Annotated in this window: 11 protein-coding genes; 3 read left to right on the top strand and 8 right to left on the bottom strand. The window is 71.8% G+C overall.

Annotated features, from left to right (window positions below):
• Window positions 1-151: 151 nt before the first annotated feature.
• Both O7627_RS26265 and O7627_RS26260 read left to right on the top strand, forming a co-directional pair.
• Window positions 152-1,354, top strand: a complete 1,203-nt coding sequence (locus O7627_RS26265) for a serine hydrolase domain-containing protein (protein ID WP_278096140.1) — start codon at window positions 152-154, stop codon at window positions 1,352-1,354.
• Window positions 1,355-1,467: 113 nt separating this feature from the next.
• On the top strand, window positions 1,468-3,582 hold the full coding sequence (locus O7627_RS26260) for an alpha-glucuronidase (protein WP_278096139.1): 2,115 nt from the start codon (window positions 1,468-1,470) through the stop codon (window positions 3,580-3,582).
• Between the two features lie 4 nt (window positions 3,583-3,586).
• Here O7627_RS26260 and O7627_RS26255 read toward each other — a convergent pair whose 3' ends face one another.
• The 8 genes from O7627_RS26255 to O7627_RS26220 all read right to left on the bottom strand — a co-directional run bounded on the left by O7627_RS26255 (window position 3,587) and on the right by O7627_RS26220 (window position 15,202).
• On the bottom strand, window positions 3,587-4,804 hold the full coding sequence (locus O7627_RS26255; protein WP_278096138.1) for an ROK family transcriptional regulator: 1,218 nt from the start codon (window positions 4,802-4,804) through the stop codon (window positions 3,587-3,589).
• A gap of 46 nt (window positions 4,805-4,850) precedes the next feature.
• Window positions 4,851-6,890: a beta-galactosidase gene (locus O7627_RS26250; RefSeq protein WP_278096137.1), complete on the bottom strand. Its 2,040-nt coding sequence runs from the start codon at window positions 6,888-6,890 to the stop codon at window positions 4,851-4,853.
• The gene (locus O7627_RS26245; RefSeq protein ID WP_278096136.1) at window positions 6,887-7,564 is read right to left on the bottom strand and encodes a hypothetical protein; all 678 of its coding nucleotides are present in this window, start codon (window positions 7,562-7,564) and stop codon (window positions 6,887-6,889) included. Before O7627_RS26245 ends, O7627_RS26250 begins: the two co-directional genes overlap by 4 nt.
• Window positions 7,565-7,572: 8 nt before the next feature.
• Window positions 7,573-9,180, bottom strand: a complete 1,608-nt coding sequence (locus O7627_RS26240) for a xylan 1,4-beta-xylosidase (RefSeq protein ID WP_278096135.1) — start codon at window positions 9,178-9,180, stop codon at window positions 7,573-7,575.
• A gap of 73 nt (window positions 9,181-9,253) precedes the next feature.
• Window positions 9,254-10,894 (bottom strand): extracellular solute-binding protein, encoded by a 1,641-nt coding sequence (locus tag O7627_RS26235; protein WP_278096134.1) that lies wholly within the window; start codon window positions 10,892-10,894, stop codon window positions 9,254-9,256.
• A 44-nt stretch (window positions 10,895-10,938) separates the two neighbouring features.
• The gene (locus O7627_RS26230) at window positions 10,939-11,868 is read right to left on the bottom strand and encodes a carbohydrate ABC transporter permease (protein WP_278096133.1); all 930 of its coding nucleotides are present in this window, start codon (window positions 11,866-11,868) and stop codon (window positions 10,939-10,941) included.
• Window positions 11,865-12,857, bottom strand: coding sequence for an ABC transporter permease subunit (locus O7627_RS26225; RefSeq protein ID WP_278096132.1), 993 nt, complete (start codon window positions 12,855-12,857; stop codon window positions 11,865-11,867). The genes O7627_RS26230 and O7627_RS26225 overlap by 4 nt, the downstream gene beginning before the upstream one ends.
• The gene (locus tag O7627_RS26220; RefSeq protein WP_278096131.1) at window positions 12,854-15,202 is read right to left on the bottom strand and encodes a glycoside hydrolase family 3 N-terminal domain-containing protein; all 2,349 of its coding nucleotides are present in this window, start codon (window positions 15,200-15,202) and stop codon (window positions 12,854-12,856) included. Before O7627_RS26220 ends, O7627_RS26225 begins: the two co-directional genes overlap by 4 nt.
• Before the next feature lie 389 nt (window positions 15,203-15,591).
• Between O7627_RS26220 and O7627_RS26215 the strand changes: the two genes are divergently transcribed.
• Window positions 15,592-16,626: a LacI family DNA-binding transcriptional regulator gene (locus tag O7627_RS26215; protein ID WP_278096130.1), complete on the top strand. Its 1,035-nt coding sequence runs from the start codon at window positions 15,592-15,594 to the stop codon at window positions 16,624-16,626.
• The last annotated feature ends 3 nt before the right edge of the window (window positions 16,627-16,629 follow it).

The following is a 16,629-nucleotide window of genomic DNA, read 5'->3' as shown; positions in this document are numbered from 1 at the left end:
CCGCCGGCGGCCCGGGATGTTAGCCGGTGACCGGCGGGCCGGCAATGCCGTAGGCGGCACCGGATTCCTCCAGCGCGCGGGATCGAGGTCGGACCCGTAACTCGGAATGCTGATCCCTGTCAGTCGTACCCCGACCAGCAGGGAGAATCCGATGTCCGAGCACCATGTCCACTTCGCACCGGCCGGCGACCGGCCGGCCGCGCGCCGGTGGGCGCCGGCGCTGGCCGCGCTCACGGTAGCGGTCTGCCTCGCATTGGCCGGCGTCCTGGTCGCCCCCGCCGCCGCCGGGACCGGGCGTCCGACCGACCGGGCCGTGCAGCGGGCCCTGGACGGACTGGTTGGCACGGACGGTTTCGTCGGCGCGCTCGCGGCGGTTACCGGCCGCGACGGGCGGAACCGGCACTACACCGCCGGGGTGGCCGATCGCCGCACCGGCGCCCCGGTGCCGGTCGACGGGCGGGTCCGCATCGCCAGCAACACCAAGATGTTCGTCGCCACCGTGGTCCTGCAGCTGGTGGGGGAGGGCCGGGTGGAACTCGACGAGCCGGTCGAGGCGTACCTGCCAGGGCTGCTGACCGGCTTCGGTTCGGCTGGCGACGAAATCACCGTACGGCAGCTGCTGCAGCACACCAGCGGCCTGCCCGACTACGTCCTGCCGCTGGTCGACGGCAACTTCGCGGCGAACTACCCCGCCGTCCGGCACACCTACCGGGAGCCGAGGGAGCTGGTCGACGCCGGGCTCGCCGCCGAGCCCACCACCGCCGCCGGCAGCTTCGGCTACAGCAACACCAACTACATCGTGGCCGGTCTGCTCGTCCAGCGGGTCACCGGCCGCCCGCTCGGGGAGGAGATCACCCGGCGGATCATCGACCGGGTCGGGCTGCGCCACACCTACTGGCCGGCCCTGGGCGACCAGCGGATCCACGGGCCGCATCCGCGCGGCTTCTTCGAGTCGGCCACCGGCGAGCTGATCGACGTGACCGAGCAGGAGCCGTCGATGGCCTGGGCCGCCGGAGCGCTGGTCAGCACGCCGGGCGACGTGAACCGGTTCCTGACCGCGCTGCTGGCCGGGCGGCTGCTCGGGCCGGCCCAGCTCCGGCAGATGCAGACCACAGTGGACGCACCCGGGTTCGACACCGTCGGCGGCTCGCGCTACGGGCTCGGGCTGGCCACCTTCAAGCTCAGCTGCGGCGGGTTCGCCTGGTCGCACGGTGGCAACGCGCCCGGCTACACGACGGTGAACGGCGCCACCCCCGACGGCCGGGCCGCCACCGTCGCGGTCACCCAGCTTCCGTCCACCCCCGACCAGGTCGAGGACCTGGAGCAGGCCCTCGACACCGCGCTCTGCCACTAGCCCGAACCCACCGCGGGACGGCACGAAGATCTCGTGCCGTCCCGCGGTGCTGACCCTTCGTGATCACGCGGTGCGGGCCGCTGGGGATCCGGCCAGGCTCGTAGGGTGGACCGGTGACCGCCGCCCGCCACCCCGCCTGGTTGCCGCCGACCGCGTGGCGCCCTCTCGGCTCCCGCCGCTGCCTGCTCGCCACCGCCGGTCCGCCCGCCACCGCCGGTCCGCTCCTCGACACGGTGTCGGACGAACTCGTGCGGGCCTGCGCCGAACACGGCGGCGTACTGCGCCGAGCGGCGGGTGACGCGGCGCCACCGGACGGCGGCGACGAGCCGTACGACCTGGTGTTGGCGCTTGTCGATGCGCCGCTACCGGCGGCAGCGGCGCTGGCCGAGCTGCGTCGCGCCGCCGCGGCCGGACCGCTCGGTGCCGAGGGGTTCGCGCTGGCCCGGCGCGACGGGACGACGGTGGTGCTGGCCGAGCGGCCGACCGGGCTGCTGTACGGGCTGTTCCAGGTGGTCCGGCTCGGCGAGTCGGCGTTCGGCCCGGCCCGGCCGGTCGAGGTGCACCGCCCGGCGAGCGGGATTCGGATGCTCGACCACTGGGACAACGTCGATGTGCATCCGGTGATGGGGCAGGTCGAGCGCGGCTACGCCGGCGGGTCGATCTTCTGGCGGGCCGGCGCCCCGCGCGGCGACCGGGAGCTGATCCGGGCCTACGGCCGGCTGCTGGCCGCCGGCGGCCTGAACGCGGTCGCGGTGAACAACGTGAACGTGCACGGCACCGAGGCGCGGCTGCTCACCGACCGGCTCGGTGACGTCGCCGAGATCGCCGACACCCTCCGCCCGTACGGCATCCGGGTGCACCTGGCGGTCAGCTTCGCGGCGCCGATGACCCTGGGCGGCCTGCCCACCGCCGATCCGGTCGACCCCGAGGTACGGGCCTGGTGGACCGCCACCACCGCCCGGGTCTACGAAACCATCCCGGACTTCGGCGGGTACGTCGTCAAGGCCGACTCCGAGGGGCAGCCCGGCCCCTTCGGGTACGGGCGCAGCCACGCCGACGGGGCGAACCTGCTGGCCGACGCGCTGGCCCCGCACGGCGGGGTGGTGCACTGGCGGGCCTTCGTCTACAACCACCGGCAGGACTGGCGGGACCGCGGCACCGACCGGGCGCGGGCCGCGTACGACCACTTCGCCCCGCTCGACGGGCAGTTCCGGGACAACGCCATCCTGCAGGTCAAGCACGGCCCGATGGACTTCCAGACCCGGGAGCCGGTCTCCCCGGTGATCGCCGCGATGCCGGCCACCCGGTTGGCGGTGGAGTTGCAGGTCACCCAGGAGTACACCGGCCAGCAGCGGCACGTCTGCTATCTGGCTCCGATGTGGAGCGAGCTGCTCGGCTTCCGGCCGTGGGGTGCGGACGGGCCGACGGTGGCGGAGCTGGCCGCCGAGGAGCCGGACCGCTCGGCCGGCCGGCGAACGGCCCCCGGAGCCGGTCTGGTGGCGGTCTCCAACGTGGGCGACGACCCGTTCTGGACCGGGCATCCACTGGCCCAGGCCAACCTGTACGCCTTCGGCCGCCTCGCCTGGGCGCCCGATTCGGACCCGGTCGCCCTGCTCGACGAGTGGATCGGGTTGACCTTCGACCCGGCAGCCACCGCCGACCCCGGACTGCTCCGGGACACCCTGCGCGAGATCATGACCGACTCGTGGCGCACCTACGAGAGCTACACCGCGCCGCTGGGCGTGGGCTTCATGGTCCGGCCCGGCCACCACTACGGCCCGGACGTCGACGGGTACGAGTACACCTCGTGGGGCACCTACCACTTCGCCGACCGGGACGGCGTCGGGGTGGACCGCACCCGGGCCACCGGCACCGGTTTCACCGGCCAGTACCCGGCGCCGTGGCGGGACGTCTACGAGTCCCGGGACCGGTGCCCGGACGAACTACTGCTCTTCTTCCACCACGTGCCCTACGGGCACCGGCTGGTCGGCGGGACGACGGTGATCCAGCACATCTACGACAGTCACTTCGACGGGGTCGAGCGGGTGGCGCGGATGCGGTCGGCGTGGCAGCGGCTGACCGGACTTGTCGACCCGGACCTGGACGCCCGGGTCCGGGACCGCCTCGACGAGCAGCTGCGCTCCGCGCAGGAGTGGTGCGACCAGATCAACACCTACTTCTTCCGCAAGTCCGGGGTGCCCGACGCGCACGGCCGGCACATCCACTGACCGGCTACCGGGCCGCCACCGCCAGCGGGTCGGCGAGCAGGTCGGCGAAGCCGAGTTCGGCGGCGCCGACCAGGGTGGCGTCGTAGCCGAGCGCCGCGGTGCGCAGCTGCACCCGTTCCCGGGAGACCGGGAGCACGTTCGTGGCGATCCGGGCGCGGACCTGAGCCGCCGAGCCGCGGTAGACGTCCCGCAGCATGCCGCCGAAGATCACCACGCCGGGGTTGAAGAGGTTGATCAGGTTGGCCACCCCGATGCCCAGCCAGTCGCCGATCCGCGCCACCGCCTCCCGGGCCGCCGGCTCGCCGTTCTCCGCCGCCGTCACCACCTCCCGGACGGCGTCGTGGCCGATCAGGTCGGCCGGCCGGCCGGCGGTGTCCAGCAGCGCCCGCTCGCCGACCTCGGCCTCCAGACAGCCTCGCGAGCCGCAGAGACAGGGCCGGCCGTCGTACGGGTTGATCACCATGTGGCCGACCTCGCAGCCGTACCCGCCGTCGCCGCCGAGCAACCCGCCGCCGACGATGATCCCGCCGCCCACCCCGACGTCCCCGTGCAGGTAGATCAGGTTCTGGAAGCCGGTCCCGGCGCCGCGCTGCTGTTCGGCCAGGGCGCCCAGGTGGGCCTCGTTGCCGACCGGCACCGGCAGCCCGAGGCCGAGCTGGCGGCCCAGCTCCGCGCCGAACGCCTGGTCCACCCAGCCCAGGTCCGGGCCGTACCGCACCATCCCGTCGCCCGGCCTGATCATCCCGCAGTACGAGGCCGCGGTCCCGACGCAGCGGGCCTGCGGGTCGGCCGCCCGGCGCAGTTCCCGGCCGAATCCGGCGAGCACCCCGACCACGGTCTCCAGGTCGACGCCGGCTCGGGGGCGGACCGCCTCCCGGCGGTCCAGGATCGCACCACCCAGCGCGACCCGGGCCGCGACCACCCGGTCCACGGCGACGTCGAAGGCGAGCACGTACCACCGGTCGGGCTCCGGCCGGACCACCAGTGACGGCCGGCCGGCCCGGCCGGTCTCCCGGGGCCGCTCCTCGCGGACCAGCCCGGCCGCGGTGAGCTCGGCGGTCAGCGCCAGGATGGTGCTGCGGTTCAGACCCATCCGTTCGGCCAGCTTGGCCCGGGACAGCGGTCCGCTCAGATGCAGGTGGCGCAGCAGGGCGCCGAGGTGGTGCCGGCGGATCTCCTCCGGGGCACGCCGGGACTCCGGCGTCGTCCGGCTGGTCAGCATCGCGGGACCTTGCTGCTGGGGGCGGGGTCAGGAGCCCAAAGATACGTCAGCCGGTCGGGTCCGCACGGATCACCAGCACCGCGTACGGGTCGAGGCAGAGCCGCCGACCGGCCTCGATCCGGTCGCCGGTGAGCAGGTCCAGCCCGTCGACGCTGGCCGCCACCTCGACCGCCTCGTCCCGGTGGTTGAGCAGGAAGTGCAACCGGTCGCCGTCCGGACCGACCCGCACGGCCGTCTCCAGGTCGGGCACGTCGGGGTACGGCCCGAGCAGCTGATGCCGCTCCAGCACCCGGCGGACCACCCAGGAGACACCGGCCTGGTCCAGCCCGGCGGCTACGTACCAGCCGTGCCCGGCGCCGAACGCGTTGCGGGTGACCGCCGGGGTGCCGGCGTAGAAGTCGGCCAGGTAGCTGCCGATGACCTCCGCGCTGGTCGGGATGACCAGCTCGAAGATCAGCCGCGATTCGACCTCCAGCCGGTGGTCGCCGGACCGGAGCCGGACCGGGTTGACCACCTCCGGCCCGCGGGCGTCCCACTCGTCGATCCGGACCCCCATCAGCGGCCCGAGCGGGCCGGGTACGTCGGTCAGGAAGGCGTTGTCGTTCTCGTCGACCCGGCCGGACAGGAAGGTGGTGAGCACCGATCCGCCGCGCCGGGCGACCGCCGCCAGCCGCTCCGCGACATCACCTTTGATCATGTGCAGGGCCGGCGCCAGCACCACGTCGTACCCCGACAGGTCGGCGGTCACCGCGACCACGTCGAGATCCACCCCGGCGTCCCAGAGCGCCCGGTGGTAGCCGAGCACGACCTGCTGGTAGCGGACCAGCCGGGACGGCCCGTCGGAGATGTCCAGCGCCCACCAGGAGTCCCAGTCGAACAGCAGCGCCACCCGGGCCGGGGTGCGCGCCCCCAGCACGGCGTCGCCGAGCCGGTCGAACTCGGCGCCCAGCTCCGCCACCTCCCGGAACACCCGGGTGTCCTGCCGGCCGGCGTGTCCGATCACCGCGCCGTGGTACTTCTCGGAGGCTCCCCGCGAGGCCCGGAGTTGGAAGAAGAGCACCGCGTCCGCGCCGTGCGCGACGGCCTGCCAGCTCCACAGCCGCAGCAGCCCGGGCCGCTTCAACGGGTTCACGTCGCGGCAGGCGGTGACGCTCGGGGTCTGCTCCATCAGCCAGAACGGCGCTCCGTCCTTGAGGCCGCGCATCAGGTCGTGGGTGAACGCCATCCGGGCCTGCGAGGTGTCGTCGGGCGGATAGTTGTCCCAGGACGCGAAGTCCAGGTGCGGCGCCCACCGGTGGTAGTCGATCGGCCGGTACATGCCCATGAAGTTGGTGGTCACCGGCAGGTCCGGGCTGGACTCGCGGATCGCCGCCTTCTCGTCCCGGAAGTTGGCGAGCATCGCGTCGGACATGAAGCGCAGGTAGTCCAGGGTGATGCCCGGGAAGGCGGTGTGGTCCGGCCCGCGCCAGTGCTCGGTCAGCGCGGACGGCGGCTCGATCTCGCCCCAGTCGGTGAAGGTGTGCGCCCAGAAGGTGGTGTACCAGGCGGTGTTGAGCGCGGCCAGGCTGCCGTACCGGTCCCGCAGCCAGCCGCGGAACGCGGTGCCGCACAGCTCGCAGTAGCAGGCCCCGCCGTACTCGTTGCCGACGTGCCAGGCGACCACCGCCGGGCGGCCGGCGTACCGGCGGGCGACCCGGCGGGCCAGCTCGGCCGAGAGCCGCCGGAACACCGGCGAGCTGGGGCAGGAGTTGTGCCGCTGCCCGAACCGGTGCCGGCGCCCCTCGAAGTCGGTGCGGCAGACCTGCGGGTACGCCCGGGCCAGCCACGGCGGATGCGCACCGGTACCGGTCGCCAGGCAGATGTTGCGGCCTTCGGCTTCGGCCCGGTCGACGATCCGGTCCAGCAGCGTGAAGTCGTAGACGTTCTCGGCGGGTTGGGTGAGCGCCCAGTCGAAGACGCCGAGGGTGACGGTGTCGATCCGGGCGGCGTCGAAGAGCCGGTAGTCCTCCTCCCACACCTGTTCCGGCCACTGCTCCGGGTTGTAGTCGCCGCCGAAGAGCACCTTCGAGGCGGTGGGCAGGCTCATTCGGTGAACTCCGCGCGCACCTTGTCGATCATGGGCTGGCAGACCCCGACCAGCAGCAGGAGGAAGACCGATCCCAGCAGCGCCGGGATGACCTCGGTGGCGTACACCGTGAGCCCGGCCGCGGCGGCCAGCAGGCCGGCGGTGCCGAGCGGGACGACCGGCACGGCGCCGAGCAGGTGCAGCGCGAGCCGGGCGACGTCCCGGGTCCGGAACGCGAAGAGCGCGGTGATCACCAGCGCGTTGATCCCCCAGAGGGTGGCCCCGACCGCGATCCCGACCAGCAGCGCCGCCCACCAGGCCGGGACCCCGGCGGCGTCGAAGTTCGCCAGGCTGATCCCGACGACGGTCAGCCAGGCCAGCAGCGGCACCCAGAGCCGCAGGACGGGTCCGACGTTGAGCCGGTAGCCGCGCCAGAACTGGGCCGCCGGTCCCAGGTCGGTCAGGTCGGACCGCCGGTGGTGCAGCGCGTACACCGCGGCGGCGGCGGCCGGGCCGAGCGGGACGGTGCAGAGCGCGTAGAGCGGCAGGTTGCTGGCGTCGCGATCCAGCAGCATGAGCGCCACCAGCCCCGGCAGGCTGGTCGCCAGCAGCAGCAGCTCCACCACCAGCAGGGTGTAGATCAGCGCCGCGGCCCGGGACAGCGGCCCGGTCCCGAAGTCAGCGGGTGCCCGCACGGATCCCCTCATTCCCGGTCCTCACCGCCGGACTGGTCCCTACCGCCGGCCCGGTCCTCGGGGCCGGTCCCGGCCGGGGAGCCCGGCCGGTCGGCCGGCTGGCCGAGGAGTCGGCCCTCATCCCACCACGGCGGGGTCTCGTCCGTCACCGCCGTCAGCTCGACCAGGGTCACCTCGTGCCGGGCCAGCGTCAGGTCCAGCGCCACCCGCCCCGCGACGACCGGCAGCGCCTGGTGACTGCGGGTCGGCTCGGCAGCCTCGCGCAACGCGTCGAGCTGTGAAGGCCGAGGGGAGTGGGGCCGACCCATCTCGCCCCACGCGGTGAAGACGTTGCCCGCTTCCTCGCTCACCGAACTACGCCGCAGATACGCCGACCCGGTCGCCGGCGCGGCCCCGAGGGGGATCGACAGCCGGATCTGGTGCCCGTCGACCGGCGGGGTCGTGCCGGTGTGGTCGACCGGAGCCCAGGCCAGCACCGTCACCCGGCCGTCGGTGTCCCGGGTGACCAGGTGGTCCGCGCCGCGGGCCAGCACCTGGTCGCCCATCCGGGCGAGGAAGGCGTACAGGTGGTAGGTGGGTTTCTTGAGCTGCCGGTGGGTGAGCAGGCCGAAGCCGCCGTGCAGCGGCGAGGTCGGTATCCCCACCTCCTCGAACACGTCGCAGAACGTCCAGTACGCGAACGAGTCGACCAGGTCGCCGCCGGCGGCCAGCACGGGCGCCAGGTACGCGGCGTGGAAGGCGGTGTCGTGGATCGGGTTGTCCGGCCGGTAGGAGGAGTTGAACTCGGTGATGTGTACCGGCAGGCCGGCCAGCGCGGTGTCGCGCAGCGCCCGGCGGGGCTGGGCGAACTGGTCCAGCAGCGCCGCCGCCGGGGCCAGCGTCTGGCGCACCCCGAACGGCAGGTGCCGCGCGGGCCCGGCGCTGTAGGCGTGCCGGCTGACGAAGTCGACCGGCACCGACCGGTCGGTGACGAACTCGGCGAAGGCGCGCAGCCAGTCGTCGGCGTCGGAGCCGGGGGAGATCGCCGGTCCGCCGACCCGCAGCTCGGCGTCGACCTCCTTGACCGCGTGCGCGGTCACCTCGTAGAGCCGGTGGTAGGCGTCCCGGTCGGCGCCGACCCAGAACTGTTTGAGGTTGGGTTCGTTCCACACCTCGATCGGCCAGCCGCGCACGTTCTCGACGCCGTACCGGTCGACCAGGTGCCCGACGGTGGCCCGGACCAGCTCCGCCCACTCGGGCTCCGACCGGGGCGGGGTGACGTTTCCCCGCCACCAGAACACCGTCTGGTCGCCGGAGGCCAGGCCGGACGGCATGAAGCCCAGCTCGACGAAGGGTGCGATGCCCAGCTCCAGGTACGCGTCGACGACCTGGTCGAGGTAGGTGAACGAGTGCCGGACCCGGCGCTGGCCGGCGTACTCGTAGGGTTGGTGGACGCCGACCCCGTCGCTGAGCAGGCCGTGGCCGCGGATGTGCCGGAAGCCGATCTCCCGCTGGACCAGGGCCAGCGAGTCCTGGTAGTCGCGCCGCAGGGCCAGGTCGAACCGGCCGGTCCCGACGGCGAAGCGCCACGCGTCGCCCAGCCGCCCGACGGGCCGGTCCGCAACGGTGATGCGCATGTCCCGCCTCAGGGTGCTCGGGGTGATGGCCGGGCCCGGCCGCGTGAACGCGACCGGGCCCGGCCATCGTGGATCAGCCGTTCTTTTCCTGGTAGCGCTTGTACGCCTCGTTGACCGTCTCCAGGTAGGAGTCCATGTTCTTGGACTTCAGCTCCGCCACGTAGGCGTCCCACTCGGCGAAGTCCCGCTGGCCGAGGGCGAACTGCAGGGTGGCCTGGTAGACGTGGTCCTTGAGCGGGGTCGCCCAGAGCGACACCTGCTCGCGTTCCTCGTCGCTGAGCGGGTACGGCGGCGGCACCGCCTTCGCCGGACGGGCGTTCATCACCTGCTGGAACTCCTGCTCCTCCTCGGAGAAGAACGCCTGCACCAGCTCGGGCTTGCCGCCGTAGGCGAAGACGCCGTTGTAGAAGCCGAAGTCCTTCTGCAGGTGCTTGGGCGCGCCCGGGTTCAGGCCGATGACGTCGACCTCCGGCGCGAGGGTGTGCTTGCCGGAGGCGTCCTTGACGAAGGTGGTGCCCTCGACGCCCCACTTGGCGAACTCCTGGCCCGCGTCGGAGTACCAGAGCCAGTCGACGAACTGCATCATGGCCACGAAGTTCTCGCTGTCGCGGGCCTTCGATGAGATCATCATGCCGTTCTCCAGCCGGCTGGCCGGGTTGATCTCGCCGGCCGGACCGATCGGCAGCGGGATCTTGGCGATCGTCGCCTTCGGGTTGGTCGCGGCCAGGTCGGGCCGGTAGTCGTTCACCACGGCCTGCGCGTTGGCGCCGATCACGAAGGACTTGCCGTTGGCGAGCTTCTGCCGGGCCAGGTCGTCGGTCTGGGTGAAGCTCTCCGGGTCGAGCAGCTTCTCCGACACCAGCTTGTTCAGGTACTGGAGCATCTGCTTGTACTGCTCGGTGGCGCCGGTGTACTCGAACTGCTCCGCCTGCGCGTTCCAGGTGACGTGCTGGAAGTTCCAGCCCGCGCCCTCCAGCCCGTACGACACGGCCAGCAGGTTGAGCAGGTTTCCGGCCGGGTTGGGCTGGCTCCACCGCTCGGAGAACGGGTAGACGTCCGGGTACGCCGCCTTCATCGCCTTGAGCATCTCGTAGACCTCGTCCCAGGTCTTCGGGATCTCGAGGTTCAGCTCTTCGAGGATGTCGGTGCGGACCGCCAGCGAGTAGTCGTGCCAGGGCTTCTCGTGCATGCCGGGCAGCAGGTAGAACTTGCCGTCCTCCTGCCGGAGCGTGTCGATCTCCGGCTTCATGTTCCACTTCTCGATCTTGTCCTTGAGGTTCGGCATCAGATCGAGGTAGTCGCTCACCGGCAGGATCGCCCCCGAGGCGACGTACGCCTGCACGTCCGGCGGGTAGGTCTTCGGGATGAGCAGCGGTGCGTCGCCGGCACCGATCAGCAGGCTGCGCTTCTGGTTGTAGTCGCTCAGCGGCACGGCGACCTTTTCGAGGCTGACGTTGGTCCGGGACTTCAACTCCGTCCAGAACAGCCAGTCCTCGTTGAGCGGGTAGTTCGGGTGGTTGTTGTAGAGGACGGAGAAGGAGAGCGGTTCGGTGGCCTTGAACTGCGTGCCGGCGGCGTAGTTCTCCATCGCGCCGACCCGGTTCTCCGACAGGTCCTCGCTGTCGGAGGAGTCGTCGCCACAGGCGGTGACCCCGGTCAGGGCAAGCAGCACGGCCGCTGCCGCGGCCGCGTGACGCCACGATCTGCGGAACATGGCGGATCCTTTCAACTGGGTGGTGGCAGGGGTTCGCACGCTGGTCAGCCCTTCACCGCGCCGAGCATGATGCCCCGCACGAAGTACCGCTGGACGAAGGGGTAGACCAGGAGGATCGGCAGGGTGGTGAGCACGATCGTCACGGCCTTGAGCGTCGCCTCGGCCTGTACCTCGTTGGCCTCGGTGATCGCGCCGACGTTCTCCGCGCCGGTGGCACCGGCGATCAGGTTGCGCAGATAGACGGTGACCGGCCACAGTTCCTGCCGGTCCATGTAGAGGAACGCCGCGAACCAGGAGTTCCAGAAGGCCACCGCGTAGAAGAGCACCATCGTCGCGACGATGGCCTTCGACAGCGGCAGCACGATCCGCAGCAGGATGCCGTACGTGTTGAGGCCGTCGACGGCGGCGGCCTCCTCCAACTCGGTGGGCAGACTCTCGAAGAACGCCTTCATCACCAGCAGGTTGAACACGTTGATGGCGTTGGGCAGCGCGATCGCCCACACGCTGTTCTTCAGGCCCAGGCTGGTGACCAGGACGTAGTTGGGGATCAGGCCGCCGCTGAAGAACATCGTGAAGATCGCGACACCGATCAGGGCGTTCCGCCCCTTGAGGTCCTTCTTCGACAGCACGTACGCGTAGGAGGTGGTCAGCACGATCGAGATGACGGTGGCGGTGACCGTGTAGAACACCGTGTTGCGGTAGTTGGTCCAGAACAACGAGTCGGACATCAGGAACCCGTACGTCTCCAGGGTGAAACCGCGCGGTACGAGGTTCACCTGGCCGGCGATGATGTACGCCTCGTCGCTCATCGAGCGGGCCACGATGTTGACGAACGGGTAGAGCGTCACCACCACGACGATGGTCAGGATGATCCCGTTGACCACCTGGAACACCCGGTAGCCGCGGGTCTGCTGGATGCCGCGGCGCCGGCGGGGCTTGATCTTGGTGGGCCGTTCGGCCGCGTCGACGGTCACCACAGGCTCGTCCCTACCGTGCGGCGGGCGATCAGGTTCGCCGAGAAGACGAGGATCAACCCGATCACCGCCTCGAACAGCCCGATCGCCGCGGCGTAGCTGAAGTTGCTGGACTGGAAACCGATCCGGAACAGATAGGTGGAGATCACGTCCGCGGTCGGATAGGTGAGCGGGTTGTAGAGCAGCAGGATCTTCTCGAACCCGACCGCCATGAAGGTGCCGATGTTGAGGATCAGCAGGGTCACCATCGTCGGCCGGATGCCGGGCAGCGTGACGTGCCAGGTCTGCCGCCACCGGTTGGCCCCGTCGATCCGGGACGCCTCGTAGAGGTCGTCGTCGATGGTGGTGAGGGCCGCCAGGTAGAGGATGGTCCCCCAGCCGAGGGTCTGCCACAGCTCGGAGGAGACGTAGATGGTCCGGAACCACTCTGGCCGCTGCAGGAACGGAATGGGGTCCCCGCCGACCGCGCTGACGAACTGGTTGACCGTGCCGTCCAGCGAGAGCAGCTGCATCACCATCGCCGCGACGATCACGATCGACAGGAAGTGCGGCAGGTAGGAGATGGACTGGACCAGCCGTTTGATCCGCTGGCTGCGCAGCTCGTTGAGGAGCAGCGCCAGCACGATCGGCAGCGGGAAGCAGACGATCAGGGTCAGCGTGCCGATCCAGAGCGTGTTGGCGAACACCGACCAGAAGGTCGGATCGTCGAGGAACAGCCGCACGTAGCGCAGCCCGACCCAGTACTCGCCGAGGATGTTGCCGCCCGGCTGGAACCGGCGGAAGGCGATCACGTTGCCGATCATCGGCAGGTACCGGAAGATCGCGAAGAACAGCAGCGGCAGCAGCGCGAGGCTGTAGAGCTGCCAGTCCCGGCGCAGGGCCCGCCGCCAGCTCCGCTGGCCGGGCCGGGACCGCCGCTTACCGGCCATGGGCCGGCCCTCCTGGATGACCTTCACGTCGGGTGGCGGGCCCATCGTGCTGGTGCTCATTCTCCTACCCCCTGCGTCGCGGCCCCCGGCGTGCTGACCCCCGGCGCCGTGGCCGGGTCCGGGCGGCTGATCCGGGCCGGCGCCAGCAGTTCCCGCTGGTGTCCCACCTCGCGCTCGGTGCCGACCAACCGCAGCGGCAGGCCGGCCACCATTTCCGCGCTGGAGCGGCCGAACCGCAGCTCCACGTCGCCGGGCTCGACGATCCGGCGCCCCCGCAGGCCGGTGAACGAGGTGACGTCGGCCGGCACCAGGAAGCTCACCCGCGCGCACTCGCCGGCCGCCAGCGGCACCCGGGCGTAGCCGACCAGCCGGACCACCGGCCGGGTCACCTGCGCCACCGGGTCGTGCAGGTAGAGCTGCACGACCTCGGTGCCGGGCCGGGAGCCGGCATTGTGGACGGTGATCCCGACGGTCACCGCCCCGTCGACGGGCCACTCGACCGCTCCGTCGGCCCCGGCGCCCGCCGGATCGAGCACCCCGGCGTCCGCCGGATCGAGTATGGCGGCGTCGCGCCACTCGAACGTGGTGTAGCCGAGCCCGTGCCCGAACGGGAACGCCGGGGTCGGATCGACCGAGGAGACGTCGGAGCGCCGGCCGAGCGGCGGTGCGAGGTAGGTGGCCGGCAGCCCACCGGCGTCCGCCGGGACGCTCACCGGCAGCCGGCCGGACGGTTCGACGGCGCCGGTGAGGACCTCGGCGAGCGCCTGCCCGCCGAGCTGGCCGGGGAAGAACGCCGCCACGACGCCGGCCGCGCCCTCGACCTCGGGGCCGAGCGCGTACGGCCGGCCGGCCAGCAGCACCAGGACCACCGGGGTGCCGGTGGCGAGCACGGCCCGGACCAGTTCGGGCTGCACCCCCGGCAGCCGGAGGTCGGTGGCGTCGCAGCCCTCGCCGGAGGTGCCCCGGCCGAACAGCCCGGCCCGGTCGCCGACGGCGAGGACGCAGACATCGCTGTCGGCGGCGGCGGCGACGGCCGCCTCGATGCCGGACCGGTCGTCGCCGGTGATCTGGCAGCCGGCGGCGTACCGAAGGTCGGGGAGGAGCCGGTCGAGCGATTCCCGCAGCGACGGGATCTCCAGCCCCAGCCCCTGGTCGGGGTGCTTGACGCCGACGTGCGCCGGGAACGAGTAGCAGCCCAGCATCGCCATCGGGTCGTCGGCGACCGGGCCGACGAGTGCCACCCGCCGGCCGGTCGCGAGCGGCAGGACGCTGTCGGCGTTGCGCAGCAGCACGATCGACTGCCGGGCCAGCCGCAGCGCGATGTCCCGGCCGGTCTCGTCGTCCAGCCGGACGTCGTCGATGCCGTCGGGCAGCCCGCGCCAGTCCTCGTCGAGCAGACCCAGTTCGGCCTTCTGGGTGAGTACCCGCAGCAGGGCCCGGTCGACCAGATCCTCGGCGACCGCGCCGGAGCGAACCGCTTCGACGAGCGGGGCGCCGAACCCGTCCGGGTCGGGCAGCTCCACGTCGATGCCGGCCCGCAGCGCGATCCCGGCCGCCTGGCCGGCGTCGGCGGCGACCCCGTGCAGGGTGTGCAGGAACCGGACCGAGAAGTAGTCCGACACCACCGTGCCGTCGAAGCCCCACTCGTCGCGCAGCAGCGCGGTCAGCAGCTCCGGGTCGGCCGCCACCGGGACGCCGTCGATCTCGGCGTACGAGTTCATCACCGATCGGGCGCCGCCGAGCCGCAGCGCCATCTCGAACGGCGGCAGGATGACGTCGGTCAGCTCCCGCCGCCCCATCGGCACCGGTGCCAGGTTTCGGCCGCCCCGGGAGGCCGAGTAGCCGGCGAAGTGCTTCAGGGTGGCGACCACCCCGGCCTGCTCCAGCCCGCGCACGTACGCGGCGCCGACCGTGCCCACCAGGTACGGGTCCTCACCGATGGTCTCCTCGGTCCGCCCCCACCGGTAGTCGCGGGTCACGTCCAGCACCGGCGCCAACCCCTGGTGTACGCCCACCGCCCGCATCGACCGGCCGATCCGGCTGGCCATCTCCTCGACCAACTCCGGGTCGAACGAGGCTCCCCAGCACAGCGGGGCCGGGTAGGCGGTCGCCCGGTACGCCGCGAAGCCGGTCAGGCACTCCTCGTGGACCTGGGCCGGGATGCCGAACCGGCTGGTCGCCACGATCTGCGCCTGGGCGGCGGCCAGCGACCGGGCGCCGAGGACGGGATCGACAGGTGCGGTCCCGAACGGCCGGGTCAACTGGCCGAGGCCGGACCGGATCAGGTCCTCGAAGGGCAGCCCCTTGCCGGTGATCTCGGACTGGTAGGGGGCGACGTCACCGCCGGTCGCGTCGGCGCCGACCCAGACCCCGACGAGCTGGGCGATCTTCTCCTCAAGCGACATGAGCGGGATCAGCGCGGCCGCCCGCTCGGCCGGCGGCAGGGACGGATCGTGCCATCGTCCGGTACCCGTTGACGGGATGGACGCATCGACCGGAGTATGGCCTCTCATGCCACCCCTTCATCGAAGAAGGGCAACACCGTAGGCGAGCGCGGTGGCTCGGATGACGGCGTACCCATCGAAAGTTTCCGCAATATCGACGTTACATACGGCGGAACCTAGGCTTGCCGACCAGCCCGTGTCAAGGGGTGCCAAGCCGTGCCTGTCCTGGGGTATCGTCCTGGTGCCACAACCGGGGGTGGTGCAAGTGCGTCAATTTATCCGGATCGGTCTCGGGCGGTCCTGGTTCGACTATCACGCCGAAACTTCCGGTCGTGACGTGGGAGAGTTCGATGGCAGCTCCATCGCCGGGCAATCAGCCCAGCTCCGCGACTATCGCGACCATCGCCGGTGAGGTGGGCGTGTCGGTGACGACCGTCTCCAAGGTCCTCAACGGGCGTTCCGATGTCGCCCCCGGCACCCGGGCCCGGGTCGAGGCCAGCCTGGAGCGGCACCGGTACCGGCGCCGTGGTCGCCGGGCGGCGCCCGGCGGTGAGCAGCTCGACCTGGTCTTCCACCAGTTCAACTCCGCGTGGACGATGGAGATCATCCGCGGCGTCGAGAACGTGGCCGCCCCGGCGAAGATAGGGGTGCTGCTCTCCCAGCTCGGCGGCGCGCACCGGCCGCAACGGGAGTGGTTTGACGCGGTGCTCACCCGCCGCCCCCTCGGGGTGCTGCTGGTGCTGGCCAATCTCACCCAGACCCAGCGGCTCCGGCTGCAGCGGCAGCGGATTCCCGTTGTGGTGATCGACACCGACAGCGCGACCGCCGCGTCGGTACCGACCGTCGGTTCGAACAACTGGAACGGCGGCCTGCTGGCCGCCCGGCACCTGTTGGACCTGGGCCACCGCCGGATAGCGATCATCTCCGGTCCGGAGGACGTGTTGTGCAGCCGGGCGCGGGTGGCGGGTTTCCGGTTCGCGCACGACGAGGCGGCGGTTCCGGTCGATCCGGACCTGGTGCGGTATGGGAACTTCTACGTGAACGCGGGTTACGAGCACGGGTTGCGGCTGCTCAGCCGGCCGGACCGGCCGACCGCGATCTTCGCCGGGTCGGACATGCAGGCACTGGGGGTGTTGCAGGCGGCCCGCCGGCTCGGCATCGAGATCCCCCGGGACCTGTCGGTGGTCGGCTACGACAACATCCCGGTGTCGGCCTGGACCGGCCCGGCCCTCACCACCGTGAACCAGCCGCTGGAGGACATGGCCAGCACCGCGACCCGGATGCTGCTGGACCTGGCCCGCGGGGTGGACCCGCCGACCAGCCGCATCGACCTGGTGACCGAACTGGTGGTCCGGGAGAGCACCGGGCCACCGCCAGCAAGCTGACGG

The organism is Solwaraspora sp. WMMD1047 (genome assembly GCF_029626155.1).
Lineage (GTDB): Bacteria > Actinomycetota > Actinomycetes > Mycobacteriales > Micromonosporaceae > WMMD1047.
This window is presented reverse-complemented; position numbering and strand designations above follow the sequence as displayed.